Here is a 25,012-nt window from a genome sequence, read left to right as displayed (position 1 = left end):
CCGCGAGCGGTCATCCGCCCTCGGCGCCGCGCAGTTCGCCCGGTGATCTGCCCGCCGCCTCGTGCCCATCCTGACCCGGGCGCGACCCGCGGGCGCGCGCTGGTAGGGGTTCTTGCCTTGGACTGGGATAAGATCCGGATCTTCCTCAACGTCGCGGAGGCGGGGAGCTTCACAAAGGCGGGTGACGATATCGGGCTCAGCCAATCGGCGGTGAGCCGCCAGATCAGCGCCTTGGAGCGCGAGCTGAAGGCGCCTCTGTTCCACCGCCATGCCCGCGGCCTGCTGCTGACCGAACAGGGCGATCTCCTGTTCCGCGCCGCCCGGGACATGAAGCTGCGCCTGGAGAATACCCGCGCCCGGCTCGTGGAGACCTCCGAGCGCCCGACCGGCGATCTCAAGGTCACCACCACGGTGGGCCTCGGCACCTCCTGGCTGTCGCAGCGCGTGGGCGAGTTTCTCGACCTCTACCCGGATGTGCGCATCGAGCTGATCCTCACCAACGAGGAACTCGATCTCGCCATGCGCGAAGCCGATGTGGCGATCCGCATGCGGCGGCCGGCCCAGCCGGACCTGATCCAGCGCCGGCTGTTCACCGTGCACTACCATGCCTTCGCGAGCCCGGATTACGTCAAGCGCTTCGGCGAGCCCAAGACCATCGAAGAACTCGACGATCACCGCCTCGTCTCGTTCGGCGGAAACGAGCCGTCGTACCTGCTCGCGGCCCACTGGCTGGCGGATGCCGGCCGCGATGGCCGGGACCGGCGTCAGGTCCACCTGACCGTGAACAACATCGGCGCCCTCCAGCGCGCGATGGAGGCGGGAGCCGGGATCGGGATTCTGCCCGACTACGCGGTGGATGGCGGCCAGCAGCTCGTGCAGGTGCTGCGCGAGACCGAGATGCCGAGCCTCGAGAGCTACCTCGTCTATGCCGAGGAGATGCGCTCGGTCGCCCGGGTCCAGGCGTTCCGCGACTTCCTGGTCTCCAAGGCGCAGCGCTGGACCTACTGAGCATCCGATGCTTGAGTCGCGTCTTCTCACGGAGACGATTCGATGCGCGCTGCCCTCTACGCTCTGATCCTCGTCGCGGGTTCGACCAACGCGATGGCGGATGACTGCGCGGAAGCTTGGTACCAGCGCAACCTGATCTACAAGCAGGCCGGCTATTGTTTCAGCACGCCACGGGCGATCCGGACCTTTGGCAATACCGATTGCCGGTACGACGCCATGGACCGCATACCGCTCTCGCGCCAGGAACAGGCGACGGTGGCGGAGCTGCAGGCCTTCGAGCGCGCCCATGGCTGCCCGCGCTAGCGTGCGCGCCGCCGCAGTGGACGCCGATACCGCGTACAGACGCGTGACGACAAAGAACTGAAGCCCCGCCCGGTGGGGCGAGGCTCGGGCGGGTTTGCCTCGGCGGGTGTCGCCGAGCAGCCCCTCACACGAACAGCCGTTCGCCTTCGAGGCCCTTGTAGAGGCTGGCGACCTGCTCGCCGTAGCCGTTGTAAATCAGCGTCGGCACCCGCTGGTCGGTCCCCAGAACCCGCTCCGTGGCCTGGCTCCAGCGCGGATGCGGCACGGCCGGGTTCACGTTGGCCCAGAAGCCGTACTCGGAGGCCTGCAGCCCCTCCCAGAAGGTCTTCGGCCGGTCGGCGGTGAAAGAGATCTTCACCAGCGACTTGGCCGACTTGAACCCGTATTTCCACGGCACCGCGACGCGGATCGGCGCCCCGAACTGGTTGGGCAGCGGCTTGCCGTAGACCCCCGTCACCATGAAGGCGAGGTCGTTGCCGGCCTCGGCCAATGTCAGGCCCTCCGTGTAGGGCCAGGGATAGAAGAAGGCCCGCTGGCCGGGGGCCATCGCCTTGTCCATGAAGGTCTCGAAGCGGATGTACTTCGCGCCCGAGGCGGGCTTGGCGAGCGCCACGAGCTTCGCCAGCGGGAAGCCTGTCCAGGGCACCGCCATGGACCACGCCTCGACGCAGCGGTGGCGGTAGAGCCGCTCCTCCAGACCCACCTTCCGGATCAGGTCGTCGACGCCGATCTCGAACGGCTTCTCCACGAGGCCGTCGATCTTCAGGGTCCAGGGTTGCGTCTTGAGGGCATTGGCTGCCGGTAGCACCGTCTTCGACGTGCCGAACTCGTAGAAATTGTTGTAGTCGGCGCTGAAGCGCTCGGGCGTCAGGGGCCGGTCGAGGGTGTAGGCCGGGTTCTGTGGCGCCGGATAGAGCGACGGGTCGCCTGCGGCCGCCAGGGCCTGACGGGGGCCCAGGAGCGAGCCGGCTGCGAGTCCGGCCGCACCGCCGATCAGGGCCCGCCGGTTGATGAAGACGGCCTCCGGCGTCGCCAGATGCTCCGGAATCTCCCAACCGCGCTTGCGCTTGATCAACATGGCCGTCTCCTCGGATGTCCTGCGCGCACAACCCACAGATCGGCCGCAGCCGACAGGGGCGCAAGCGCCGCAGCCTCACCTTTCGGCGACCCGCATCCCGGCGTTACGCCGCAGGTGAGCGGCACCTGGACGCAGGCGGGTGCCCGACGATCGGCCGAGGCTCAGGCCGGCGGGGTCTCGTCGCGCAGCATCCGCCGCAGCACCTTGCCGACATTGGTCTTGGGCAGCGTCTCGTGGAACACCACGCGGCGGGGCACCTTGTAGCCGGTGAGCTGGGTGCGCGCATACGCCCGCAGGGCCTCGGGGGAGACCAACGGATCCTTCAGGACCACGTGGGCCACCACCATCTCGCCGGTTTCCTCGCTCGGTGCGCCGACCACCGCGCATTCGAGCACGGCGGGGTGGGCCGCCAGGACGTCCTCGACCTCGTTGGGATAGACGTTGAAGCCGGAGACCAGGATCATGTCCTTCATCCGGTCGACGATCCGGATCTGGCCGTCCGCCTGCAGGATCGCCACGTCGCCCGTCCGGAAGAACCCGTCCGCCGTCATCGCCCGGGCCGTCTCCTCCGGTCGGTTCCAGTAGCCGCGCATCACCTGCGGGCCGCGCACGCAGATCTCGCCGGGCTGCCCGATCGGGACCGGTTCGCCGGCGACGTCGCGGATCGAGACCTCGGTGGAGGGCAGCGGGTAGCCGATCGTGCCGGAGAAATCCCGCATGCCGTGCGGATTGACGCACACGACCGGGGAGGTCTCGGACAGGCCGTAGCCCTCGATGATCGTGTTGCCGGTCAGCGCCTTCCAGCGCTCGGCGACCGCCCGCTGCACGGCGGTCCCGCCGCCGACCACGAAGTCGAGGTTGGCGAAATCCACCGTACCGATCTTCGGGTGGTTGATCAGCACGTTGAACAGGGTGTTCACGCCCATCAGGTGGGTGAAGCGGGTGCGGCTCAGCGTCTTGACCATGCCGTCGCAGTCGCGCGGATTGGGAATCAGGAGGCAGGATCCGCCGCTGCGCATGAACTGGAAGAAGCACGCCGTGAGCGCGAAGATGTGGTAGAGCGGCAGGGCTGTGACCACGCAGCGCGGGACGCTCGGATCCTTCGAGTTGAACCAGAGCTGAGACTGCTCGACATTCGCCATGATGTTGCGGTGGCTCAGCATCGCCGCCTTGGCGATGCCCGTGGTGCCGCCGGTATATTGCAGGAAGGCGAGGTCTTCCGGTTCGACCCGGACCGTCGCCCGCGGCATCGACCGGCCCCGGCGCAGGACGGTGGCGAAGGGGATCGCGAGGCCCTCCGGAAGGCGGAACGGCGGCACGGCCTTGCGCACATGCCGGCTGGCGAGCGTGATCACGTGGCCCTTGAGCCCGAGCCCGTCGCCCGGGCCCACGAGGACGACCCGCTCCAGGGCGACGTCCGGCAGGGCTGCCGCGACCGTGGCGCCGAAATTCTCCAGGACGATCAGGATCCGCGCACCGGAATCGTTGATCTGCTGCGCACATTCCCGGGGTGTGTAGAGAGGGTTGGTGTTGACCACCGTCCCGCCCGCCAGGAGAACGCCGAAGATCGCGACCGCATAGGCCGGGACGTTCGGCAGCATGATCGCAACGCGGTCGCCCTTTGCCAGGCCCTGTCCGCGCAGCCAGGCCGCGAGGTCGCGCGCCTGCTGGCCGAGGGTCGCGTAGGTCATGGTCGAGCCGAAGCACAGCATCGCCGGCCGGTCGGCGAAGGCGGCCATGCTGGATTCGAACAGGCCGACCAGGGTCCCGAGGGCCGCGACGTCGATCTCCGCCGGAACCCGGGACGGGTAGGAGGCCAGCCAGGGGCGGTCGGAGGACCCGCCGCTTGGCGTGGCCGGCAACGCGCCGGCCGTAGCGGCTTGAGCGCCGTGCTCGATCACGTTCGCCTCGTGCATCGCGATGCCTCCCGCGGGCCCGACTCTCGGTGGCCGGGTCTCGCTACGCCTGTCGCGCAGACTCTGCGGGAACGGAGGCCGGCCCGCAAGGCAGGGGGCTCAGACGCCCCGACGATGCCGGCGCAATGTCGCCAGAGCGGTGTGGGGCAGAGCAGCGGCGATCAGCAGGCCCGCGGCGAGCGCGGCCTCCTCCGGTCGCATCGCCCGGCGCGGCCAGGGGCCGACGCCCAGGTCGCCAGCGAGGCCGATCAGGATCGCGCCGAACCACAGGGCCAGGAAGGCGAGCGCTCCGAATCCAATCCGGCGCAGGCGCGGCCGCAGGGGGCGGTTGGCCGCGACCGCGAACAGCCCGAGGACGCCGCCGAACAGCAGGGCACCCACAGCGGCGCCGAGTCCGAAAGCCAGCCACAGGGGCTGATGGGTGAGGAACGCCATGCCGCCGGTGGCGAAGGCACCGCGCAGGATGAGGCCGCCGAAGGTGGGATAGAGCCCGGCGGCGAGAAGGGCGGCCGCCCCCGCGAGGCCGAACAGGACCCGGCGCGGGACGGAGGCCGGACCCGGCTCCGCCGCCGCGCGCGCGAGATGCCCCAGCCCGTAGACCAGCGCGAAGGCGAAGAGCGGGTAGCGGCCGATGAAGTAGCCGAAGATCCAGGGCTCGAGGGCCTCCGGCACGAAACCACGCTGGCTCAGGCCGGTGACGGCGACGAGCGCCAGGGCGGCCAGCATGGCGAGAATCGGCCCGACGGCTGCCAGGAGGAGGCCGCCGACGCGGCCTCCGGACGTCCCGTCACCCGGATCGGCCCGATCGCGCGCGGCGTTGGCGTGTGCGGCCATGCTGAGATTGCCCGGACCGGCGCGCGGCGTCTGGACCGCCGCGGCCGCCTTAGCGGGCCTCGTAATGGTCGCGAATCAGCCGGTCGAGGAGGCGCACGCCCCAGCCCGCGCCCCAGCTGCGGTTGATCTCGCTGGCGTTCGACGACATCGCCACGCCCGCGATGTCGAGATGCGCCCACGGCACGTCCTCGACATAGCGCTTGATGAACGAGGCCGCAGTGGCGGCGCCGCCGTGACGGCCGCCGGTGTTCTTCATGTCGGCGAACTTGGAATCGATCGCCTTGTCGTAGGCCGGGATCAGCGGCATCCGCCAGACCTTCTCGCCCGTCGCCTCGCCGGCGGCGTGGATGTTGCCCGCCAGCGTGTCGTCGTTGGAGAACATGCCGGCGATGTCCTGGCCCAGCGCCACGATGATCGCGCCCGTCAGCGTCGCGAGGTCGACCAGCGCCTTCGGCTTGGTGCTGCGGATGACGTGGGTGATCACGTCGGCCAGCACCAACCGGCCCTCGGCGTCGGTGTTGATCACCTCGATGGTCTGGCCGGACATGGAGGTCAGGATGTCGGAGGGGCGGTAGGAGCCGCCATCCGGCATGTTCTCCACGATGCCGATGGCGCCGACCACGTTGCAGCGCGCCTTGCGCGCGGCGAGGGCATGCAGGGCACCGACCACGGCGGCCGCGCCGCCCATGTCGCCTTTCATGTCCTCCATGCCGCCCCCGGGCTTGATCGAGACGCCGCCGGAATCGAACACGACGCCCTTGCCGATGAGGGCCACGGGCGGCTCGGCGGCGGGGCCGCCGTTCCAGCGCATGATCACGATCCGCGGCTCGCGGGCCGAGCCCTGCGCCACCGCGAGCAGCGCGCCCATGCCGAGCTCCCGCATCCGGGCCGGCTCCAGCACCTCGATCTCGACGCCGAGCTTGGCGAGTTCCGAGGCGCGGCGGGCGAATTCCGCCGGGAAGAGCACGTTCGGCGGCTCGTTCACGAGGTCGCGCGCCAGGATCACGCCGTCGGACAGGCTCCGGGCGCCCTCACCCTCGCGGGCGGCCGCGCCGTGATCGGCGAGCAGCAGGGTCAGCGCGGTGACGGACTTGTCGTCGGCGTCGGGCTTCTTCTTGGTCTTGTAGCGGTCGAACGCGTAGGTCCGCAGGCGCGCGCCGAGGGCGAACTCGCCGGCCTGCGTCGCCGTGACCGTCGTGCCGGGCCAGTCGAGCACGACCCGGGCGGTCCGCCCCGCCACCTTGCCGGCGGTGAAGCCGCCGAGCGCCGGCCAGTCGGTCTTGGCCCGATCCTTCTCGGAGCCGAGGCCCACGACCACGAGGCGGTCGGCGCCGACGCCCGAAGGGGCCGGCAGCGTCAGCGCGCTGAGCGCGCGGCCCTTGAACTTCTCGGAGGCCGCGGCGCGGGCCACGAGATCCGACCCGGAGGCGCCGAGCGCTTCCCGGGCCGCCGATCCGAGCGACAGGTCGTCGCCGACGAAGACCACGAGATCGCCGGATCCGCCGGGGCCCTGGCCGCTCTGCTCCAGGGGACCGAAACCGATCTCGATACCGTCCGCCATACCCGTCGCCCTGCCCGTTATCCCGGAGCCGTACTACGTACCCGCGCGCCGAGGCGCGGGCCATCCGCTCTGTGTAGCCGCTGAGACGGAGAACGCAACGCGGCGTGACAGCCCTGGAATCGCCCCTTTTGTCGGGTCCCTGCCGCTCCGAGGGCGCAAGAGGATGGGACCATCATGCCGGATTTGAAGGATCCGGCACGGCGGGCTCGAGCTTTGGATTCGCATCGTCTTTGCCCGAAAGCCGGCACAACCTTTCGGGACGATGCTGAAGCGGGACTGCCGGGCCGATGAGGCAGATCGAGCGCTACATCTTTCGGATCGCCCTGGGCGCCACCCTCGCCTGCCTGATCGGGCTGACGGGCACGATCTGGCTGACGCAGGCCCTGCGCGAGCTCGACCTCGTGACCGCCAAGGGCCAGACGCTGCTGGTCTTCCTGTTCGTCACGGGCCTGTCCCTGCCGACCCTCGTGGTGGTGATCGCCCCCGTCGCCCTGTTCATCGGCACGATCTACGCCCTCAACAAGTTGAACGGCGATTCCGAGCTGATCGTCATGTCGGCGGCCGGGATGCCGCCCCGCTCGCTCCTGCGCCCCTTCCTGACCCTGGCGCTGTTCGTCAGCTTCCTGGTGGGATTCCTGGTGGTGGTGGTGATGCCCGCGAGCTTCCAGGAGCTGCGCGACGTGATCACCCGGGTCCGCGGCGACTTCATCGCGAACGTCGTCAAGGAGGGGCAGTTCACCCAGCTCGACAACGGCATCACCTTCCACTTCCGCGAGCGCGGTCCGGGGGGCACCCTGAAGGGGCTGTTCATCCAGGACCGGCGTGAGGCCGGGAAGACCAAGGTCTACCTCGCCGAGCGCGGCAACGCGGCCGACGTCGATGGACAGAGCTATCTGATCCTGGAGAACGGCAGCGTCCATCAGCAGCAGAAGGATTCCCGCGATTCGTCGATCCTGACCTTCGAGCGCTACACGATCGACCTCGCTGCCTTCGCGCCCCCGGATTCCGACACGATCTACAAGCCCCGGGAGCGATCGACGGCGCAGCTCCTGTTCCCCGACACGACCGAAGGCTACTACAAGCTGCAGAAGGGCCGGTTCCGGGCGGAGCTGCACGACCGGCTTTCCGCCTGTCTTTACCCGCTGGCCCTGGTCTTCATCGCCTTCGCGGCGCTGGGCGACCCACGCACGACACGGCAGGGGCGCGGCGTCGCGGTCGCCGGGGCGATCCTCGCCGTGGTGGCCCTGCGCATCGGTGGCTTCGCGGCGGTCAGCGCCGCCGCGCGCAGCCCGGCGGCCGTGGGGGCGGTCTACGGCGTGCCGCTTCTGGCGATCGTCCTGTCGAGCCTCCTGATCTTCTTCGGACCGCGGGTGCGCGCATTCAACGCCGCCCTGGCCCGCTTCGTGCGCGGCCTGTTCCGCGGCCCGCGCCTGGCGCCGGCGGCCTGAACCCGATGATGCTGATCGGCCCCACCCTCGGGCGGTATTTCGCCGCCCGGTTCCTCCGCACGGTGCTCGGCGTGTTCGTGACCGTGTTCGCCCTGGTCTACACCCTGGACTTCGTCGAGCTCCTCCGCCGCGCTGGCGAGGCCCAGGGCGCCTCCGCGGGGCTGATGGCGCAGCTCTCGCTCTATCGCACCCCCGCGGTGGCCGAGGGCGTCCTGCCTTTCGCGATCCTGTTCGGCTCCATGGCGGCCCTGCTCCAGCTCTCGCGCAAGCTGGAGCTGGTGGTCGCGCGGGCAGCCGGGATCTCGGCCTGGCAGTTCCTGCAGCCCGGCTTCTTCGTGGCCCTCACCCTCGGTGCGCTGGCCGTCGGCGTCTACAACCCGGTCTCGGCGCTGCTGAAACAGCGCTCCACCGAGATCGAGGCGAAGATCTTCGCCAAATCCACCAAGGCGAGTTCGGGCAAGGACCTCTGGATCCGCCAGAAGGGCCTCGACGGCGAGGCGATCCTCCGCGCCGAGACCGCCATCGAGGGCACGACCACCCTCGCCGGCGTGTCGGTCTTCACCTTCGACGCGGCCGGCAAGTTCGCCGAGCAGCTCGTCGCGGCCCGCGCCACGCTGCACGACGGCTACTGGGAACTCTCCGATGTGCGCGTTCTCACACCGGACACGCCCCCTGAGTCGTTCGACACCTACCTGATCGCCTCGAACCTCGACCCCGCACAGGTGCGTCAGGGGTTCACGCCCCCCGAATCTGTGCCTTTCTGGCAACTTCCCACAACGATCGCGCGGACCGAGCGGGCCGGTTTGGACGCCACCCGATACCGGCTCCAGTACGATGTCCTGTGGGCAAGGCCGGTGCTGTTCGTGGCCATGGTCATCGTCGCCGCAACCGTTTCCTTACGGTTCTTCCGCTTTGGTGGTGTCGGAAAACTCGTGCTCGGTGGCGTCGCGGCCGGCTTCGCTCTCTACGTGGTCCGACAGGTCATGGAGGGGCTCGGGGCGTCCGGACTCGTCGCCGCACCGGTGGCGGCCTGGTTCCCGGCCGTGGTAGGCAGTCTTCTCGGTACGCTCACGCTTCTGTACCAGGAAGACGGCTGACTTCCGCGAGCCTTCGCGGGACGGGAGACGGGTGTTGAGGTTGGTGGCGGCAGACGTCACAGGGGTTGGGACGCGCGTTGCGTAAGGTCGCCGACATCCTGCGGAAGGCTGGTTTCCGAGCTGTGCTGGCGCTCGCCGCGCCGCTGGCGGGGGGCCTGTCCGCCCATGCCCAGGGCCTGCCCGCCGTGACGGCCGGCAAGCCCGGCGACAAGCTCCTCGTCGAGGCCGACGAGCTGATCTACGACAACGACCACGGCACCGTGACGGCGCGGGGCAACGCCGAGCTGCATTACGGCCCGCGGACCCTGCAGGCCGACCGCGTGCGCTACGACCGGACTTCCGGCCGGGTCTTCGCCGAGGGCAATGTCCGCCTCACCGAGGCCGATGGCGGCGTCGTGACCGGCGCGCGCATGGAGCTCACCGACGACTTCAAGACCGGCTTCGTGGATGCCTTCCGCGGCCAGCAGACCGTCCAGCGCAAGTTCGAGACCGTGCGCACCCGGTTCTCCGCGCCCCGGGCCGAGCGCCTGAACGGCGAGCAGACGAGCTTCGAGTCCGGCAGCTACACGGCCTGCGAGCCGTGCAAGGACAACCCTGAGACGCCGCCGCTGTGGCAGATCAAGGCGAAGAAGATCATCCACGACAACGAGACCCACACGGTCTACTTCGACGACTCGACGCTCGAGATCGCCGGGATCCCGGTGGCCTACCTGCCGTATTTCGAGGCGCCGGATCCGACGGTGAAGCGCAAGACCGGCTTCCTGACGCCGCGCTTCATCACGACGACCGCCCTCGGCAACGGCGTGTCGCTTCCCTACTTCATCAATCTGGCGCCGAACTACGATCTGACGGTGACGCCGACGCTGCTCAGCCGGCAGGGCCTGCTCGCGCAGGGCGAGTTCCGCCAGCGGATCGACAACGGCTTCTACAACATCCGCCTGTCGGGCATCTCGCAGACGACGCCCTCGGCCTTCTTGCCGAGCCCCCTCGGCGCCGGCGAGCGCGATTTCCGCGGCTCGGTGGAGTCGCAGGGCCGGTTCTACATCAACCCGCGCTGGCGTACGGGCTGGGACCTCGTCGGCGTCACCGACAAGTGGTTCCTCGACAATTACCGGATCCGCAACCAGAACATCACCACGGACTATTTCCGTGAGGCGACCTCGACGGCGTACCTGATCGGCCAGGGCGACCGCTCGTGGTTCGAGGCGCGGGGCTACTACTTCAAGGGCCTGTCGAGCTTCGACTGGCAGAAGCAGCAGCCGATCGTCGCCCCGGTCATCGACTACGACAAGCGGGTCAACGGTCCCTCGGAGATCGGCGGCGAGGTGCGCTTCCAGGCGAACATCACCAGCCTGACCCGCGAGACCACGCAGTACCAGGGCCTGCCACGGACCTCGAGCTACCTGTTCTCGCCGAGCGTCAACGGCGTCAGCTTCCCGCTCTACCAGACCTGCACGGTCTTCCAGCGCGGCCTCTGCGCGATCGACGGGCTCGCCGGCACCAACACCCGCGCCTCCGCGGAACTGTCCTGGCGCCGCAGCTTCATCGACGACTGGGGCCAGAAGTTCACGCCGTTCGCGTATCTGCGCACCGACGCGTTCTTCACCAATCCGAGCTTCTCCGGCTACCAGAACGATCTCGCGCCGCAGGTGGCGAAGATCGACGACGGCTTCGCCGGCCGGGTCATGCCGGCGATCGGCCTCGATTACCGCTACCCGTTCGTCGCCAATTTCGGCGCGCTCGGCGTCCACACCCTGGAGCCGATCGGCCAGATCATCGCGCGCCCGTCGGAGACCCGGATCGGCCGCCTGCCGAACGAGGACGCGCAGAGCCTCGTCTTCGACGACACGTCGCTGTTCGAATGGGACAAATTCTCGGGCTACGACCGGGTCGAAGGCGGCGTGCGCACCAATCTCGGCGGCCAGTACTCCGTCGTGACCCCGTCGGGCTGGTACGCGAACGTGCTGTTCGGCGAGTCGATCCAGCTCGCGGGCGTCAACTCGTTCCGTCGCGGCGACATCGCCAATACCGGCCTGGATTCCGGGCTCGAGACGCAGCGATCGGACTTCGTCGGCCGGTTCCAGGTCTCGCCGAACCAGAACATCACGTTCATCAGCCGTGCCCGGTTCAACCAGGCCGACTTCCACGTGGCGCGGTTCGAGACCGGCGTCACGGCACGGTTCGCGCCGTTCGCGCCGCTGACGCTGTCGGCCTTCTATTCCTACTACGAGGCGCAGCCGCTGCTCGGCTACAGCCATTACCGTGAAGGCGTCACGGCGTCCGCGACCTACAACATCACGCCGAACTGGTTCGTGTCGGGCTCGCTGCTCGTCGACCTCACGCACTACCTGGACGTGCGCAACACCTATACGGATGCCCTGAGCTCCTATCTGGCGAACCCGATCGGAACCGTGCCGATCTACCAGAACCCGGGGCGCTTCTATCTCTCGGGGGCGAGCTTCGGCGGCGGCTATCAGGACGAATGCACCACCGTCTCGCTGAACTACATCAATTCCCCGATCGCGACGGCCACCGGCGTCCGCGAGCGCAACCAGACCGTCCTGCTGCGGGTCGAACTCAAGACGCTGGGTGAGGCGGATCTGCGCCAGAACGTCGGCACCGCCACCACCGCGGACGGCATCGCCTCGGTGCGGTAAAGTCCCGCTCTCCGCGTCTGTGGGCCTCGGGAGCCACTATCCGTGGACCCGCGCTCCCCGGCGGCTCGGACCCGTGGCGCCGAGGATGCGCCCGCGGCCCGCCGGCGCTATAGACCGCCCATGCCGCCCCTCGCCCTCACCCTCGGAGATCCTGCCGGCATCGGTCCGGAGCTGGCGCTCAGCGCGTGGCTCGGACGGGGCGGCACGGAGCCGCTGCCGCCGTTCTTCCTCGTGGCCGATCCGGACTTCGTCGAGCGCCTCGCCCACCGCCTCGGCCGCCCCGTTCCGGTGGCCGAGGTCGATCCCGAGACCGCCGCCGAGGTGTTCCCGCGCGCCCTCCCGGTGGTGTCGCTGCCGAGCGGCGCCCGCGTCGCCGCCGAGCCGGGCGTGCCCGATTCCGTCAATGCCGGCGCGACCATCGAGTCGATTACGGCGGCGGTGGCGTTCGTGAAGGCCGGACGCGCGAGCGCGGTGGTCACCAACCCCATCGCCAAGTTCGTGCTGACCCGGACGGGGTTCGCCCATCCGGGCCACACCGAGTTCCTGGCCGCCCTCTCGGTCCCGCCCGGCCAGACGCCGCCCAGGCCTGTGATGATGATCTGGAGCCCGGAGCTCTCGGTGGTTCCGGTGACGATCCACGTGCCGCTGAAGGACGTGCCGGCTCTCCTCACCCAGGACCTCGTCGAGGAGACCGCCTTGATCGTCGCCCGGGACCTGCGCGACCGGTTCGGTCTGCCGGAGCCGCGCCTCGTCCTCGCGGGCCTCAACCCGCATGCGGGCGAGGCTGGGACGATCGGCCATGAAGACCGCGACGTCCTCGCCCCCGCGGTGGCGCGGCTGCGGGCACAGGGCATCGACATCCGCGGGCCGCTCCCGGCCGACACCCTGTTCCACGCCCGCGCCCGGACCACCTACGACGTCGCCCTCGCGCCCACGCACGATCAGGCCCTGATCCCGATAAAGACCATCGCGTTCGACGACGGCGTGAACGTCACCCTTGGCCTGCCCTTCGTGCGGACCTCACCGGACCACGGCACGGCCTTCGATATCGCCGGTCAGGGCATCGCCCGGCCCGACAGCCTCGTGGCGGCTTTGCGCCTCGCCGATCGGCTGGCCGCCAACGCGGCGCTGCGAAGCAGTCCGTTGGGCGGTGCCGAAATCATCCCGTTCAGCGTCTATGCCGGGCGGCCGCGATCCCCGGGCGCCCACCACTTCGACGCCGAGGACGAGCTGTGAGAGAGCCATCATGAGCGCAGGGGACGGTCTTCCGCCGCTGCGCGACGTCGTTGCCCGCCACGGCCTGGAGCCGAAGAAGGCGCTCGGCCAGAACTTCCTGTACGACCTCAACCTGACCGGGCGGATCGCCCGGGCAGCGGGTCCCCTCGCGGGTGTGACCGTGGTGGAGGTCGGCCCCGGTCCGGGCGGCCTGACGCGCGCGCTCCTCGCCGAGGGCGCCGCCCGCGTCGTGGCGATCGAGCGCGACCCGCGCGCCCTGCCGGCGCTCGCCGAGATCGCCGCCCATTATCCGGGACGCCTCGAGGTGGTCGACGCCGACGCCCTCGCCTTCGATCCGCGGCCGCTGGTGGGCGATGGGCCCGCCCGGATCGTCGCCAACCTGCCCTACAATGTCGGCACGGCGCTGCTCACCGGCTGGCTCGACGGTGAAGCCTGGCCGCCCTGGTGGGATCAGGCCGTGCTGATGTTCCAGCGGGAAGTCGCCGAGCGCATCGTCGCCAGCCCCGAGGAGCGGGCCGATTACGGCCGGCTCGGCGTGCTCTGCGGCTGGCGGACCGAGGCCGAGATCCTGTTCGACGTCAGCCCTTCGGCGTTCGTGCCGCCACCGAAGGTGACGTCGAGCGTGGTGCGGCTTGTGCCGCGGGCGGAGCCTTTGCCCTGCCGCGCCGGTGCGCTGGAAGCCGTCACCCGCGCGGCCTTCGGCCAACGCCGGAAGATGCTGCGTCAGAGCCTCAAGGCCTTGACGCCCGAGCCCGGCATCCTGCTGGCCGCGGCCGGGCTTGTCGAGACGGCGCGGGCCGAGGAAATCCCGGTGGCAGGCTTCGTCGATCTGGCGAACCGGTGGGACGCGCACAGAAAAGCCGGCACCGCGGGGGCGGCGCCGGCTTGAAAGCCTGCACGGCGGCTCCGGCCCGGAGGCCGGAGCGCGGCGCAATCAGCGGGTCTGCTGGATCGCCGAGAGCACCCAGCCGCGCCCGGGCTGGCGCAGGAAGGTCCAGAGCTCCGTCGCCTCGGACGTATCCGTCGAGACGACTCGTCCGCTGGCCCGCTCCACCATCACGTCCTTGAGGGCGTAGCGCATCGCCACGGTGGCGTAGTCGGTGCGATCCTCACCCCAGGCTTCCGCAAGGTCGCCCTGCAGCAGCTTCACGTCCGAGATCGTGTTCACCACACCGCGGGCCGCGTTGTTGCGCAGCTCCTCATCGAAGTAGCCGACCATCTCGGGCGTCGACAGGTTGCCCAGCGTCACCCGATCCTCGCGGGAATAGGCATCCTGAACGTCGCCGAGCAGCCGCTCGAACGCCTGATAGTCGGCCGGGCCGATCTGGACCGGGCGTGTCTGCGGCGGCCGCTGGCCACCGCCGAACATGCCGGCGGCGGGACCAGCCGGAGCAGCGCCCATCGGGCCGCGCGCGCCGGGCTCGTCGTTGAGCGACGAGCGGGCATAGGGGGCACCGGCGCCGGCCGGCTCGTTCCGGCGGCGGAAGAAGCGCAGTGCCAGCATCACCACGAGCACGACGAGCCCGACCTGGAACAGGAGGCCGATCATCGAGGCGAGGCCACCGAGGCCGCCGAAGAAGCCGCCGCCGAGGAGTGCGCCGATCAGGCCGGCACCCAGCAGGCCCGCGAAGAAGCCGCCGCCGAACCGCCGGCCGGGCGCGGCCGGAGCCTGCATGCCGGGGCTGCCCATGCCGGGGGACGGCGCGGTCTGCGAACGCTGCATGGTCATGCCGCCGCCCGGGGCCGTCGGCGTGGCCGAGGGGGCCGTGTAGGTGCGCGAGCCACGGGATCCGAACGATCCGCCGCCGCCCGGACGGGCTTCCGCGACGGGCGCCGCGACGGTCAGCGCAGCGGCCAGCGCCAGGAGGGCGGCCACACGCCGGCGGCGCGAAATCTCAGTAAACATGTACACGCCTCAGAGGACGAGAACCGAAGAGCGCGGAGCGCCAGTGACGATATGGGAACGGCCCGGCTCGGGTTTTAGTCCTGCCCGACGGCGCCGGGATGACGTTTTCCACGGGATCTCCCCCCGTCCATGGACGCGGTGAACGGCGATCCGGTCGAGCCGGGCACGCCGAACGCCCGCTGCCCGGGGTTGCGTTGCGCCGCGCGTCGGACCCGGCGGCTCAGTGGAGAGTGCGCTCGGGAGCCGCCGGAAAGACGAGGCGCACCTGGGTCCCCTCCCCGCTGCGGCTGTCGAGGGTGATGGTGCCGTTCTGGCGCTTCATCAGCCCATGCACGATCGCGAGGCCCGCGCCGCGCCCCGCCTCGTGACTGGTCTGAAACGGCGCCAGGGCCCGGGTGAGCATCTCGGGCGACATGCCCAGCCCCGTATCCCCGACCGCGATCCCGACGCTGCCGAGGCCCGGCTGCTGCAAGGACCGGTCGCCGGGATCGATCCGGAAGGTCGACAGCGTCAGTGTTCCCCCGGACGGCATGGCCTCGCAGGCGTTGGCGACGAGATGCCGCAGGGCGAATTCGATCTGCGTCGGATTGCTGATCGCCCGGGGCAGGCCCGGCGTCGCCGCGACGGTGAGACGGATGCCGGGCGGCAGATCGGGCTCGAGGCGGCCTGCGAGATCCGCCACGATCGCGTCGAGGTCCACCGCGCGGACGTCGGGCGCGATGCGTCGGGAGTACGCCAGCAGGTGCCGGGTCAGGATCGCCGCCCGCTCGGTGGCGTCGGCTGAGCGGGCGATCGCCCGCTGGATGAACGGCTCCTGCCGGTCTCCGAGGCGACGTTTCAGCCCGTCAATGTAGCCGATCAGGATCTGCAGGAAGTTGTTGAACTCGTGCGCCACGCTGTTGGTCAGCAGCCCCAGTGCCTCGCGCTGGCGGGAGAGGGCGAGCGCCCCCTCGGCCTCGCGGCGCGCCGTGACGTCGAGGATCTGGCCGATGCGGTTGCGGGTGCCGGGAAGCGGCGCCGTGTCCAGATGGGCCCAGAAGGTGGTCCCGTCCGCGCGTGCGGCCAGGAATTCCTGACTCGCGGGGCCGGCGGGATCGAGCGCCGTCGTGCGATGGGCCAGCATGAGGTCCAGACCCTGCGCGGCGAGCCGCTCGGCCGGATACCCGGCGAGATGCTCCAGGGCCGGGTTGGCGTGGAGGACACGGCCCTGCGGATCGAGCAGGAGGCTGGGCGTCGGCAGCGCGTCGAGGAGCGAGCGGGCCTCGCCGCCGAGCGGCTCCCCCGTGCCCGCACTGTGATCCGTCCCGGGCTGCACCATGCTGCGTTCGCGCTCAGCGGATGCGGAAGGTCCGCGACGGGCCAGCGATAGCGATGAACGGCGTCATGGCCAAGCGCCGGCCGCCGTGAGCACCGTCTACTGGCGCACCCACATGACCCGCGCCATCCAGGCGATCTCGCCGAGATTCAGGACCCGGTCCTCGTGTTCGGGGTTCAGGGAGGCCAGCTCCACGGTCCGGGCCGTGCGCCGCTTCAGCTCCTTGGCCAGGACCTCGCCGCCATGCAGGCGGACCACGACGCGGTCGCCCTTGCGGACGCTGGCCGTGGGCGACACGATCAGCACGTCGCCGTCCCGGAACAGCGGCAGCATGGAATCGCCCTGGATCTCCAGCGCGAAGGCCCGCTCCTCGCCGAGATCCGGAAACTCGATCTCCTCCCAGCCCGCGCCGCCGGTGGGCATGCCCTCGTCGGTGAACAGGCGTCCGGCGCCGGCCTGCGTCAGGCCGATCAGCGGAACCATGGTGCGGGCGGGAATCTCCCGCGCCTCGATGAGCCGCAGGAACTCGTCGAGGCTCGATCCTGTCGCAGCCAGGACCTTGGACACCGATTCCGTGGAGGGCCAGCGCTTGCGGCCGTCGGCGCCCACGCGCTTCGAGCGGTTGAAGCTCGTGGCGTCGAGGCCGGCGCGGCGGGCGAGCCCGGAGGCCGAGTAGCCGTGGCGCTCGGCGAGCCGGTCGATGGCGTTCCAGATCTGCTCGTGCGACAGCATCGCGGACTCGGAGGCTCACCCTCAGCGGGCCGGCACCCCCGTCTCACCAGCCGGGATCCGGCTGCCTCGGGGGCACGGAGACGGTTTGTCCGCCGGGTCCGTTCAAAACCCGCCGGGTACGCGCGGAGATACTTGACAATTTACTTTCCGGATCCGCTCTGCCGGTCCGGACAGGGCTGTGTGACGTCCAGCCTAGTTGTAGGAAAGTAGAACTACGGGCGTCAGATTGCAATCGCTCCTCGAATCGGCAGAGCGCATCGGTGTTGCCGCCGGCGCCCGGCGCCTCTATCGACGCGTCGGTTCCGGGGAGCTTCGATGCCGCTCATCTACAAGATCTGTCCGCGTGCCCTGTGGCGCGAGGCCGAGGCCGCGGGCCAATTCACGGGGGCGCCGATCGACCGCCAGGACGGCTTCATCCATTTCTCGACGGCCGCCCAGGTCGCCGAGACGGCCGCCCGACACTTCGCCGGACAGGACGACCTGCTCCTCGTTGCGGTCGAGGCCGAGGCGCTCGGCGACGGCCTGCGCTACGAGGCCTCCCGGGGGGGCGATCTGTTCCCGCACCTCTACGGTCCGCTGCCGCTCTCGGCCGTGGTCGCGGTGGACGAAATGCCGCTGGACGGCGACGGGCGGCACGCATTTCCGGCCGGGATCCTGCCGGCATGATCGACGCCGCCTTCCCGCTCGTCCGGCCGCTCCTCCATCGCCTTGACGCGGAGCGCGCGCACGACCTGACGCTGCGCGCCCTGGCGCTCCTTCCGGCGGCTGGCCCGCCGACGGAAGACCCGCGGCTCGCCGTCGACCTGCTCGGGCGCCGCTTCCCCAACCCGGTCGGCCTCGCCGCCGGCTTCGACAAGGGCGCGCGCGTTCCCGACGCGTTGCTGAGCCTCGGCTTCGGCTTCGTCGAGGTGGGCGGGGTGGTGCCGCGGCCGCAGCCCGGCAACCCGCGGCCGCGGGTGTTCCGCCTGACCGCCGACCGGGCGGTGATCAACCGCTTCGGCCTCAACAGCGAGGGGGTGTCGGTGGTGGCCGGCCGGTTGCGTGTCCGGAAAGGCCGCTCCGGGATCGTCGGCGTCAACATCGGCGCCAACAAGGAGTCCACCGACCGCCTCGCCGACTACGCGGCCTGCACTGCCGCCCTCGCGCCGCTGGTCGATTTCGTCACCGTCAATGTCTCCTCGCCCAACACCCCGGGCCTGCGCGACCTCCAGGGCGAGGCCTTCCTCGACGAACTGCTCGCCCGGACGGTCGAGGCCCGCGACGCGGCGGGTGCCGACGCGGCGATCCTCCTGAAGATCGCCCCCGACATGGCGTTGGACGCCCTCGACGCGGTCTGCGCAACGGCGCAACGGCGCGGCGTCCAGGCCCTCGTCGTGTCCAACACCACCGTGGCCCGTCCGGCGAGCCTCCGCGAGCAGGGGCTCGCCCGGGAGACCGGCGGGCTGTCGGGCCGGCCGCTCTTCGGCCCGGCGACCCGGATGCTGGCCCAGACGCGCCTGCGGGTCGGAGACACGATTCCGCTGATCGGCGTCGGCGGCGTGGATTCGGCGGAGGCCGCCTGGGCCAAGATCCGGGCCGGGGCCAGTCTCGTGCAGCTCTACTCCGCGCTCGTGTACGAGGGCCCGGGACTGGTCGGGCGCATCAAGGCGGGCCTGCTGGCGCAGATGGACCGGGCCGGCGTCACCAGCCTCGCCACGGTGGTCGGACGGGACGCCGCGGAACTCGCCCGCACCGCGTGAGAGGGGACGCGCCAGTTTAGAAAGGCTTTGCGGAGTGGGAGCTTAGCCTGTGCCCCATGCATGAGGGGCCTGCGCCCGCACGCCATTGTGAGGGACCTGGAGAGCCGCTTATCTCGCGTCTGCGAGACACGTCGCGTCAGCCAATCCAGGACGGTTCATGGCCCAATCTGAAGGGTCTTCCAAGCGCTCATCCGCCGCCGGCGGCTGGGGTGCTCTGAAGAGCTGCGGCAAGCACCTGCTCGGCAGCCGCGCGCCCCTCACCGGCGCCCGCGCGCTGTTGAAGGCCAACCAGCCCGACGGGTTCGACTGCCCCGGCTGCGCCTGGGGCGACCCGGAGCACGGCTCGTCCTTCGAGTTCTGCGAGAACGGCGTGAAGGCGGTCTCCTGGGAGGCCACCGACAAGCGCACGAAGCCGTCCTTCTTCGCCAAGCACACGCTGACCGAGCTGCGGGACTGGAGCGACTACGCCCTCGAGGGCCAGGGCCGCCTGACGCATCCGATGCGCTACGACGCGGCGAGCGACCGCTACCTCCCGGTGAGCTGGGACGCGGCCTTCGCGGAGATCGGCGCGACCCTGCGCGGGCTCGACCATCCGGACCAGGCCGAGTTCTACACCTCGGGCCGCGCCTCCAACGAGGCCGCCTACCTGTACCAGCTCTTCGCCCGGGCCTACGGGACCAACAATTTCCCCGACTGCTCGAACATGTGCCACGAGGCGAGCGGCGTGGCGCTGATCGATGCGATCGGCATCGGCAAGGGCACGGTCCTGCTGGAGGATTTCGAGAAGGCGGACGCGATCTTCTGCGTCGGCCAGAATCCCGGGACCAACCATCCGCGGATGCTCGGCGACCTGCGCCGGGCGGCCGAGCGCGGCGCCCAGGTCGTGGTGCTCAACCCGGTGCGCGAGCGCGGCCTGGAGCGGTTCGCCGATCCGCAGAACACCGTCGAGATGCTCCGCGGCTCGAGCCGCCCCATCGCCAGCCACTATCTGCAGCCGCGCTCGGGCGGCGACATGGCGGCCTTCCGGGGCATCGCCAAGATCGTGTTCGCCCGCGACGCCGAGGCCCTGGCGGCCGGCCGGCCGTCGCTCCTCGACCAGGCCTTCCTGGAGCACCACACCGCCGGTCTCGACGCCTATCGGTCGGCCGTTGAGGCGACCTCCTGGGACGCGATCCTCGACCAGTCCGGCCTCACGATGGACGAGATCGCCGCCATGGCGGACGTCTATCTCGGCGCGCAGCGGGTCATCGCCACCTGGGCGATGGGCGTGACCCAGCATCGGCACTCGGTGGCGACGATCCGGGAGATCGCCAACCTCCTGTTCCTGCGCGGCCATATCGGCCGCCCCGGCGCGGGCCTGTGCCCGGTCCGGGGCCACTCGAACGTTCAGGGCGACCGCACGGTCGGCATCAACGAGCGCCCCTCCGCGTCCTTCCTGGACGCCCTGGAGCAGCATTTCGGCCTCGCCATGCCGCGCCGGCACGGCCACAACGTGCTCGCGGCGATCCGCGCCATGCGGGACGGCACGTCCAAGGCCTTCATCGGGCTCGGCGGCAACTTCCTGCGGGCGACGCCCGACACGCCGGTGGTGGCGCAGGCGCTGGCGTCGTGCCGGCTCACCGTCCACATCGCCACGAAACTCAACCACGCCCATCTGGTGCCCGGCGCGGTCGGCTACCTGCTGCCCTGCCTCGGCCGCACCGAGATCGACCGGACCGAAGAGGGCAAGATCCAGATCGTGACCGTCGAAGATTCGATGAGCATGGTCCACGGGTCGGGCGGCATCAACAAGCCGGCCTCGAAGGAGCTGCGGTCCGAGATCGCCATCATCGCCGGGATGGCGCAGGCGACTCTCGGCGCCTCCGCCATCGACTGGGCCGGCTTCGCCGCGGATTACGACCGGATCCGCGAGGCGATCGCCGCCACGATCCCGGGCTTCACCGGCTACAACACCCGCGTGCGCAAGCCCCGCGGCTTCATGCTGCGCAACCTCGCCGCCGAGCGGGTATTCGAGACGGCCACCGGCCGGGCCAATTTCTCGGCGGATGCCCTTCCGGCCGAAACCGAACATCAGGCCGCCCGGAAGGCCCGCGACACGTTCGTGCTGCAGACGTTCCGCAGCCACGACCAGTACAACACCACGATCTACGGGATGGATGACCGCTACCGCGGCGTCTACGGCGAGCGCCGCGTCCTGTTCGCCCATCCGGACGACCTCGCGGCGATCCGCGACCGGCTCGGCGAGCGCGTCGACATCGTGGGCACGCACGACGACGGCATCACCCGCCGCGCGGAGAATTTCCGCCTCGTGCCCTTCGACATGCCGCGGGGATCGCTGGCCGGCTACTATCCGGAGCTGAACGTGCTGGTGCCCCTCTCGACCTTCGGCGAGAAGAGCGACACGCCGACCTCCAAATCCGTGCTGGTGACCCTGCAGGCGCCCGTGGCCGCGTGAGCCAGGGCCCCGACGAGGCGGCGTTCGTCGCCGCCCTCGACCGGGTTTCGGCCGCTCATCCCGGCCTCGACCCGCTGTCGGCGGGTCTCCTGGCGGCGCTGGATCTCGGCCTGCCGGGCGACAGCCGCGCCTTCGCCCGCACCTTCGGGGTGGAGCACGCCCTCGTGCTGCGGTCGCTGGTCGGCCTGGAGGAGGCGGGGCTCGTCGTGGTCACGGCGCGCGACGGGCGCACCCAGCGGACGCGCTACGAATCCGCCGGGTGCGCCACGTGATGACCGAGAGCGGACCCGTCATCACGAGGGTCGCGCGATGACCCAGGCCCGCGCGACACGGCAGAGGGTGGCGCTGCGGGCTGGAAGACGGTTCAGAACCCCTTCGCCTTGATCGCCTCGGCCCAGGTGACCGCCCGGCGGTTCACGCCGAGGTGCTGCCGCTCGTAGAGCCGACCCTCCAGCTTGATCGCGCCGCGCTTGGCATATTCCGGGCGCTCGAACGCCTCGATCACCAGCTTGGCCCGGCGCACCTCCTCCTCGGTGGGGGCGAAGGACGTGTTGGCGGGCTCCAGCTGCGTCGGGTGGATCAGCGTCTTGCCGTCGAAGCCCAGGTCGCGGGCCTGACGGCACTCTTCGCGACAGCCTTCGGTATCGGCGATGTCGTTGTACACGCCATCGAGGATGGCCAAGCCCTCCGACCGGGCCGCGGCCAGCGCCATCATCATCCAGGGCAGCATCGGCACGCGGCCGGGCACGATCTTGGCCCAGGTGTCCTTGGCGAGGTCGTTGGTGCCCAGCACAAGGCAAGTCAGGCGGTTGCGCGGATCGCGCTTGGCCCGTGCGATCTCCTGGATGTTGAGGATCGAGGCCGGCGTCTCGATCATCGCCCAGATCGCGATGCCCTCCGGGGCGTCGAGGGATTCGAGCCGGTCGGCGATGCTCTCTAGCACCGCCGGCGACGAGACCTTCGGCATCAGGATCGCGTCGGGCTTGGCTTCGATGGCGGCGTGGAGATCCGCCTCACCCCAGGGGGTCTGCGGGGCGTTGACCCGGATGATCAGCTCGCGGCTGCCGTAAGCGCCGCTCTTCACGGCTGCGCAGACCTGCTCCCGGGCGATCTCCTTTTCCTCCGGACCGACGGCATCCTCGAGGTCAAGAATGATGCTGTCCACCGGCAGGGTCTTGGCCTTGTCGAGCGCCCGCTGGTTCGAGCCGGGCATGTAGAGCACGCTCCGGCGCAGGCGCAGATCGGTCGTCGTGGCCATCGGCTTCTCCCTCCTGGGCCGTCGCGCGGCCTCCTGTCGTTGCACTGCACCCTAAAGCACGAAACCGGCCGCGCCACACCCTGACGATCGGGGCCGGTGAGTTCCCGGGCGGTTTGATACCGCGGCCTCTCTGCGCAGATCGAAGCCGCGGTTTGGTCATGTTCCGCCGCTTAAAGGCCGGACGAAACCAATTCTTGGAACCCGGAAACTCGACGATGCGCAAAGTCTTGGTCACCCTGGCCTTGCTCGGGACATTGGCGGCACCCGAGGCGGCCCGGGCCCAGAGCCGGACCACCCTCGGCGTCGGCTCCGGCGCGGTCGCGGGGGCGCTGGTCGGCGGGCCGATCGGTGCCGTCGCGGGCGCCGTGGTCGGCGGCTTCGTGGGGAACTCGACGGAGCGCGGGCGCCGCCATGTCCGCCGGGGCCGCCGCTACGGCTCCGCGGCGCCGCGCCGGTCCTACCCGCGTCGGGCGGAGGCCGTCATGCCGCGCACCACGGGCACCGTCGCCCGCGCCGCGCCGTCCGCCCAGCCCACCACCTGGAAGGATCCGCGCTAGCAGGCCGCTCGCCTCGCACGGACGCGGAATCCGCCTAGGCCGCCTGTTCGCGTGCGGAGGACGCAGACTCCCGGAACGTGTCCCGGGCGAGGCCCGGGAAGGCGATCGCCTGTCCGAGGCCCCGGGCGCCCAGGAAGCCCACGAAGGCGAGCCACAGCCCGGTATTGCCGAGGCCCAGGCTCTCGACCAGCACGAGGATCGCGCAATAGGCGGCGAGCGCGCACGCCATCAGGTTGCGCATCGCCCGGGTCCAGGTCGCGCCGATGTAGATCCCGTCATACGCGAAGGGCGCAGCGGCGGCGAGCGGCGCCAGGGCCGCGAGGACGAGGTAGGAGCGCGCCGCCTCGCGCACCGGCCCGTTCGTCGTCACGGCATCGATGAAGGCCGCGCCGCCCGCCAGCGACAGCAGGCTGACCGCGAGCCCGAAGCCGAGGCACCAGCGCAGGCACAGGGTGGCGGCCGCATCGAACGCGTCCGCGTCCCGGGCGCCCACCGCCTGGCCGCAGAGGGTCTCGGCCGCCGTGGCGAAGCCGTCGAGGAAGAACCCGCCGATCAGGAAGAGATTCCACAGGACCGAGTTCGCCGCCAGCACCACGTCGCCCTGCCGGGCGCCCAGCGCCGAGAACAGCACGATGCCGGTGATCAGGGCGAGCGTCCGCAGGATCACGTCGCCGTTGACGCTGAGCGTCCGGCGGAGCGCCGTGGCGTCGCGGAGATCGCGCAGCGGCACCCGGAACGGCCGCGCGCCGAGGCGCGCCAGGAGGACCAGCCCGAGGCCGAGCCCGAGCGCCTCGGCGCCCAGCGTTGCCAGCGCCGCCCCGGCGAGCCCGAGGCCGAAGCCCAGGACCAGGGTGAGCGTCAGCGCGACATTGGTCAGGTTGATCGCGACCTGCAGCAGCAGGCCGAGATCGGTGCGCCCGCGCCCCAGGACCGAGCCGAGCACGCCGTAGCTCGCCAGCACGAAGGGCGCGGACAGGATGCGGATGTGGAAATAGGTCGCAAGGCCCGCAATCACGGCCTCGCTCGCCCCGCTGATCCGGAAGGCGAGCTGGGCGAGCGGTTCCTGCAGGACCACCAGGACCAGGCCGATCAGGGCGCCCGCCGCCAGCGCCCGGGCCAGGATGCGATCGACCTCGGGCTCGTCTTGTCCGCCGACCGCCTGCGCGGTCAGGCCGGCGGTCGCCATGCGAAGCGCCCCGAACGACCAGAAGATCGCGTCGAAGATCACCGCGCCGAGGGCGATGGCGCCGAGCAGCGCCGCGTCGCCGAGCCGGCCGATCACCGCCGCCCCGACGAAGCCGAGCATCGGCGTCGTGACGTTGGCGACCGTCATCGGCAGCGCCAGAGCCAGGACGCGGCGGTTCGTCGGGCGGCCGGAACTGGCGGCGTGCATCAGGCCTCACGCTGGAAAGCTGCGCCGTCCGCGCAAAGCCGGACGAGGGCATCGGCGGGTCAGGCTCCCAGGCTCCGCTCCGCGGCGCCGGGATGACGGGCCTGACCGTGCCGGTCGGCCTCGGATTCGGTCAGCGCGAGACGGCGAAGAGGCGCGCGATCAGCCAGAGCGGCACGACCACGATCGCCCCGGCGAGGATCCAGCCGCCGAAATCGTGGAGCGAGGCGAGCCCGACATCGATCAGCGCCCGCGCCGAATCATAGACGTGCCAGAACAGCCGCCCGGGCGTGAGGCCGAGCATCGACATGAAGGCGCCGACCAGCACCGACAGGAACAGCAGGCGCAGGAACACGCCGGCGGGCGAGCCGCCGAGGAAGCGCCGGAGCGCCGAGGGTCGTGACCGGTAGGTCTCGGCCCCGTAGGGGGCGTTCGGCGGCGCGCCCTGCTGATAGCCTTGCCGGCGCCGGTCGTGATCGACGAGCATTGCGTCCTCGTGAAGCCTCAGGGCCTTCGGATCGG

At 70.6% G+C, this 25,012-nt stretch carries 22 protein-coding genes; 12 read left to right on the top strand and 10 right to left on the bottom strand.

Annotated features, from left to right (window positions below; all coding sequences use genetic code 11):
- The first annotated feature begins 117 nt into the window (after positions 1–117).
- Both ABIC70_RS13870 and ABIC70_RS13865 read left to right on the top strand, forming a co-directional pair.
- Positions 118–1,008: a LysR family transcriptional regulator gene (locus ABIC70_RS13870; RefSeq protein WP_043356004.1), complete on the top strand. Its 891-nt coding sequence runs from the start codon at positions 118–120 to the stop codon at positions 1,006–1,008.
- A 42-nt stretch (positions 1,009–1,050) separates the two neighbouring features.
- Complete coding sequence (locus ABIC70_RS13865) at positions 1,051–1,311, top strand: YARHG domain-containing protein (protein WP_043356002.1); 261 nt, start codon at positions 1,051–1,053, stop codon at positions 1,309–1,311.
- Between the two features lie 124 nt (positions 1,312–1,435).
- On the opposite strand, the gene msrP is transcribed toward ABIC70_RS13865, so the two are convergent.
- The 4 genes from msrP to ABIC70_RS13845 all read right to left on the bottom strand — a co-directional run bounded on the left by msrP (position 1,436) and on the right by ABIC70_RS13845 (position 6,700).
- Complete coding sequence (msrP, locus tag ABIC70_RS13860) at positions 1,436–2,389, bottom strand: protein-methionine-sulfoxide reductase catalytic subunit MsrP (protein WP_043755665.1); 954 nt, start codon at positions 2,387–2,389, stop codon at positions 1,436–1,438.
- Between the two features lie 161 nt (positions 2,390–2,550).
- Positions 2,551–4,305 (bottom strand): AMP-binding protein, encoded by a 1,755-nt coding sequence (locus tag ABIC70_RS13855; protein WP_354439931.1) that lies wholly within the window; start codon positions 4,303–4,305, stop codon positions 2,551–2,553.
- 99 nt (positions 4,306–4,404) lie between these two features.
- Complete coding sequence (locus tag ABIC70_RS13850; protein ID WP_179698215.1) at positions 4,405–5,139, bottom strand: hypothetical protein; 735 nt, start codon at positions 5,137–5,139, stop codon at positions 4,405–4,407.
- 49 nt (positions 5,140–5,188) lie between these two features.
- A complete protein-coding gene (locus ABIC70_RS13845) occupies positions 5,189–6,700 on the bottom strand; it encodes a leucyl aminopeptidase (protein ID WP_354439930.1) in 1,512 nt (503 codons plus the stop codon).
- Between the two features lie 287 nt (positions 6,701–6,987).
- Between ABIC70_RS13845 and lptF the strand changes: the two genes are divergently transcribed.
- The 5 genes from lptF to rsmA all read left to right on the top strand — a co-directional run bounded on the left by lptF (position 6,988) and on the right by rsmA (position 14,027).
- The gene (lptF, locus tag ABIC70_RS13840; protein ID WP_053610018.1) at positions 6,988–8,148 is read left to right on the top strand and encodes an LPS export ABC transporter permease LptF; all 1,161 of its coding nucleotides are present in this window, start codon (positions 6,988–6,990) and stop codon (positions 8,146–8,148) included.
- 8 nt (positions 8,149–8,156) lie between these two features.
- Complete coding sequence (lptG, locus tag ABIC70_RS13835) at positions 8,157–9,245, top strand: LPS export ABC transporter permease LptG (RefSeq protein ID WP_043760753.1); 1,089 nt, start codon at positions 8,157–8,159, stop codon at positions 9,243–9,245.
- Positions 9,246–9,322: 77 nt separating this feature from the next.
- A complete protein-coding gene (locus ABIC70_RS13830) occupies positions 9,323–11,902 on the top strand; it encodes an LPS-assembly protein LptD (RefSeq protein WP_051976088.1) in 2,580 nt (859 codons plus the stop codon).
- A 120-nt stretch (positions 11,903–12,022) separates the two neighbouring features.
- Positions 12,023–13,138, top strand: coding sequence for a 4-hydroxythreonine-4-phosphate dehydrogenase PdxA (gene pdxA, locus ABIC70_RS13825; RefSeq protein ID WP_053610019.1), 1,116 nt, complete (start codon positions 12,023–12,025; stop codon positions 13,136–13,138).
- Between the two features lie 10 nt (positions 13,139–13,148).
- Positions 13,149–14,027, top strand: coding sequence for a 16S rRNA (adenine(1518)-N(6)/adenine(1519)-N(6))-dimethyltransferase RsmA (gene rsmA / locus ABIC70_RS13820; RefSeq protein WP_053610020.1), 879 nt, complete (start codon positions 13,149–13,151; stop codon positions 14,025–14,027).
- Positions 14,028–14,072: 45 nt separating this feature from the next.
- On the opposite strand, the gene ABIC70_RS13815 is transcribed toward rsmA, so the two are convergent.
- From ABIC70_RS13815 to ABIC70_RS13805, 3 genes are all read right to left on the bottom strand, one after another.
- The gene (locus ABIC70_RS13815) at positions 14,073–15,044 is read right to left on the bottom strand and encodes a TIM44-like domain-containing protein (protein WP_354439929.1); all 972 of its coding nucleotides are present in this window, start codon (positions 15,042–15,044) and stop codon (positions 14,073–14,075) included.
- A 220-nt stretch (positions 15,045–15,264) separates the two neighbouring features.
- A complete protein-coding gene (locus ABIC70_RS13810; protein WP_354439928.1) occupies positions 15,265–16,362 on the bottom strand; it encodes a two-component system sensor histidine kinase NtrB in 1,098 nt (365 codons plus the stop codon).
- A 96-nt stretch (positions 16,363–16,458) separates the two neighbouring features.
- The gene (locus tag ABIC70_RS13805) at positions 16,459–17,091 is read right to left on the bottom strand and encodes a S24 family peptidase (protein ID WP_043355978.1); all 633 of its coding nucleotides are present in this window, start codon (positions 17,089–17,091) and stop codon (positions 16,459–16,461) included.
- A gap of 315 nt (positions 17,092–17,406) precedes the next feature.
- On the opposite strand from ABIC70_RS13805, the gene ABIC70_RS13800 reads away from it, so the two are divergent.
- The 4 genes from ABIC70_RS13800 to ABIC70_RS13785 all read left to right on the top strand — a co-directional run bounded on the left by ABIC70_RS13800 (position 17,407) and on the right by ABIC70_RS13785 (position 21,557).
- Entirely contained in the window at positions 17,407–17,757 is a 351-nt protein-coding gene (locus ABIC70_RS13800; RefSeq protein WP_278306584.1) for a DUF952 domain-containing protein, read from the top strand.
- A complete protein-coding gene (locus ABIC70_RS13795) occupies positions 17,754–18,830 on the top strand; it encodes a quinone-dependent dihydroorotate dehydrogenase (protein ID WP_354439927.1) in 1,077 nt (358 codons plus the stop codon). The genes ABIC70_RS13800 and ABIC70_RS13795 overlap by 4 nt, the downstream gene beginning before the upstream one ends.
- Positions 18,831–18,987: 157 nt before the next feature.
- Positions 18,988–21,285 carry an FdhF/YdeP family oxidoreductase gene (locus ABIC70_RS13790; RefSeq protein ID WP_043383213.1) on the top strand — a complete coding sequence of 766 codons (2,298 nt, stop codon included), beginning with the start codon at positions 18,988–18,990 and terminating at the stop codon, positions 21,283–21,285.
- Positions 21,282–21,557 carry a hypothetical protein gene (locus tag ABIC70_RS13785; protein WP_043351746.1) on the top strand — a complete coding sequence of 92 codons (276 nt, stop codon included), beginning with the start codon at positions 21,282–21,284 and terminating at the stop codon, positions 21,555–21,557. The genes ABIC70_RS13790 and ABIC70_RS13785 overlap by 4 nt, the downstream gene beginning before the upstream one ends.
- A gap of 92 nt (positions 21,558–21,649) precedes the next feature.
- On the opposite strand, the gene ABIC70_RS13780 is transcribed toward ABIC70_RS13785, so the two are convergent.
- Positions 21,650–22,543 carry an HpcH/HpaI aldolase/citrate lyase family protein gene (locus ABIC70_RS13780; protein WP_043383208.1) on the bottom strand — a complete coding sequence of 298 codons (894 nt, stop codon included), beginning with the start codon at positions 22,541–22,543 and terminating at the stop codon, positions 21,650–21,652.
- A 215-nt stretch (positions 22,544–22,758) separates the two neighbouring features.
- Between ABIC70_RS13780 and ABIC70_RS13775 the strand changes: the two genes are divergently transcribed.
- Positions 22,759–23,100: a YMGG-like glycine zipper-containing protein gene (locus ABIC70_RS13775; protein ID WP_043383204.1), complete on the top strand. Its 342-nt coding sequence runs from the start codon at positions 22,759–22,761 to the stop codon at positions 23,098–23,100.
- 34 nt (positions 23,101–23,134) lie between these two features.
- Here the strand turns inward: ABIC70_RS13775 and ABIC70_RS13770 are convergent, their stop codons facing one another.
- Positions 23,135–24,493 carry an MATE family efflux transporter gene (locus tag ABIC70_RS13770; protein WP_354439926.1) on the bottom strand — a complete coding sequence of 453 codons (1,359 nt, stop codon included), beginning with the start codon at positions 24,491–24,493 and terminating at the stop codon, positions 23,135–23,137.
- Between the two features lie 130 nt (positions 24,494–24,623).
- Positions 24,624–24,977, bottom strand: coding sequence for a DUF6460 domain-containing protein (locus ABIC70_RS13765; RefSeq protein ID WP_043351744.1), 354 nt, complete (start codon positions 24,975–24,977; stop codon positions 24,624–24,626).
- Positions 24,978–25,012: the final 35 nt, after the last annotated feature.

Source organism: Methylobacterium sp. 1973 (assembly GCF_040545035.1).
Classification (GTDB): Bacteria; Pseudomonadota; Alphaproteobacteria; order Rhizobiales; family Beijerinckiaceae; genus Methylobacterium; species Methylobacterium fujisawaense.
This window is presented reverse-complemented; position numbering and strand designations above follow the sequence as displayed.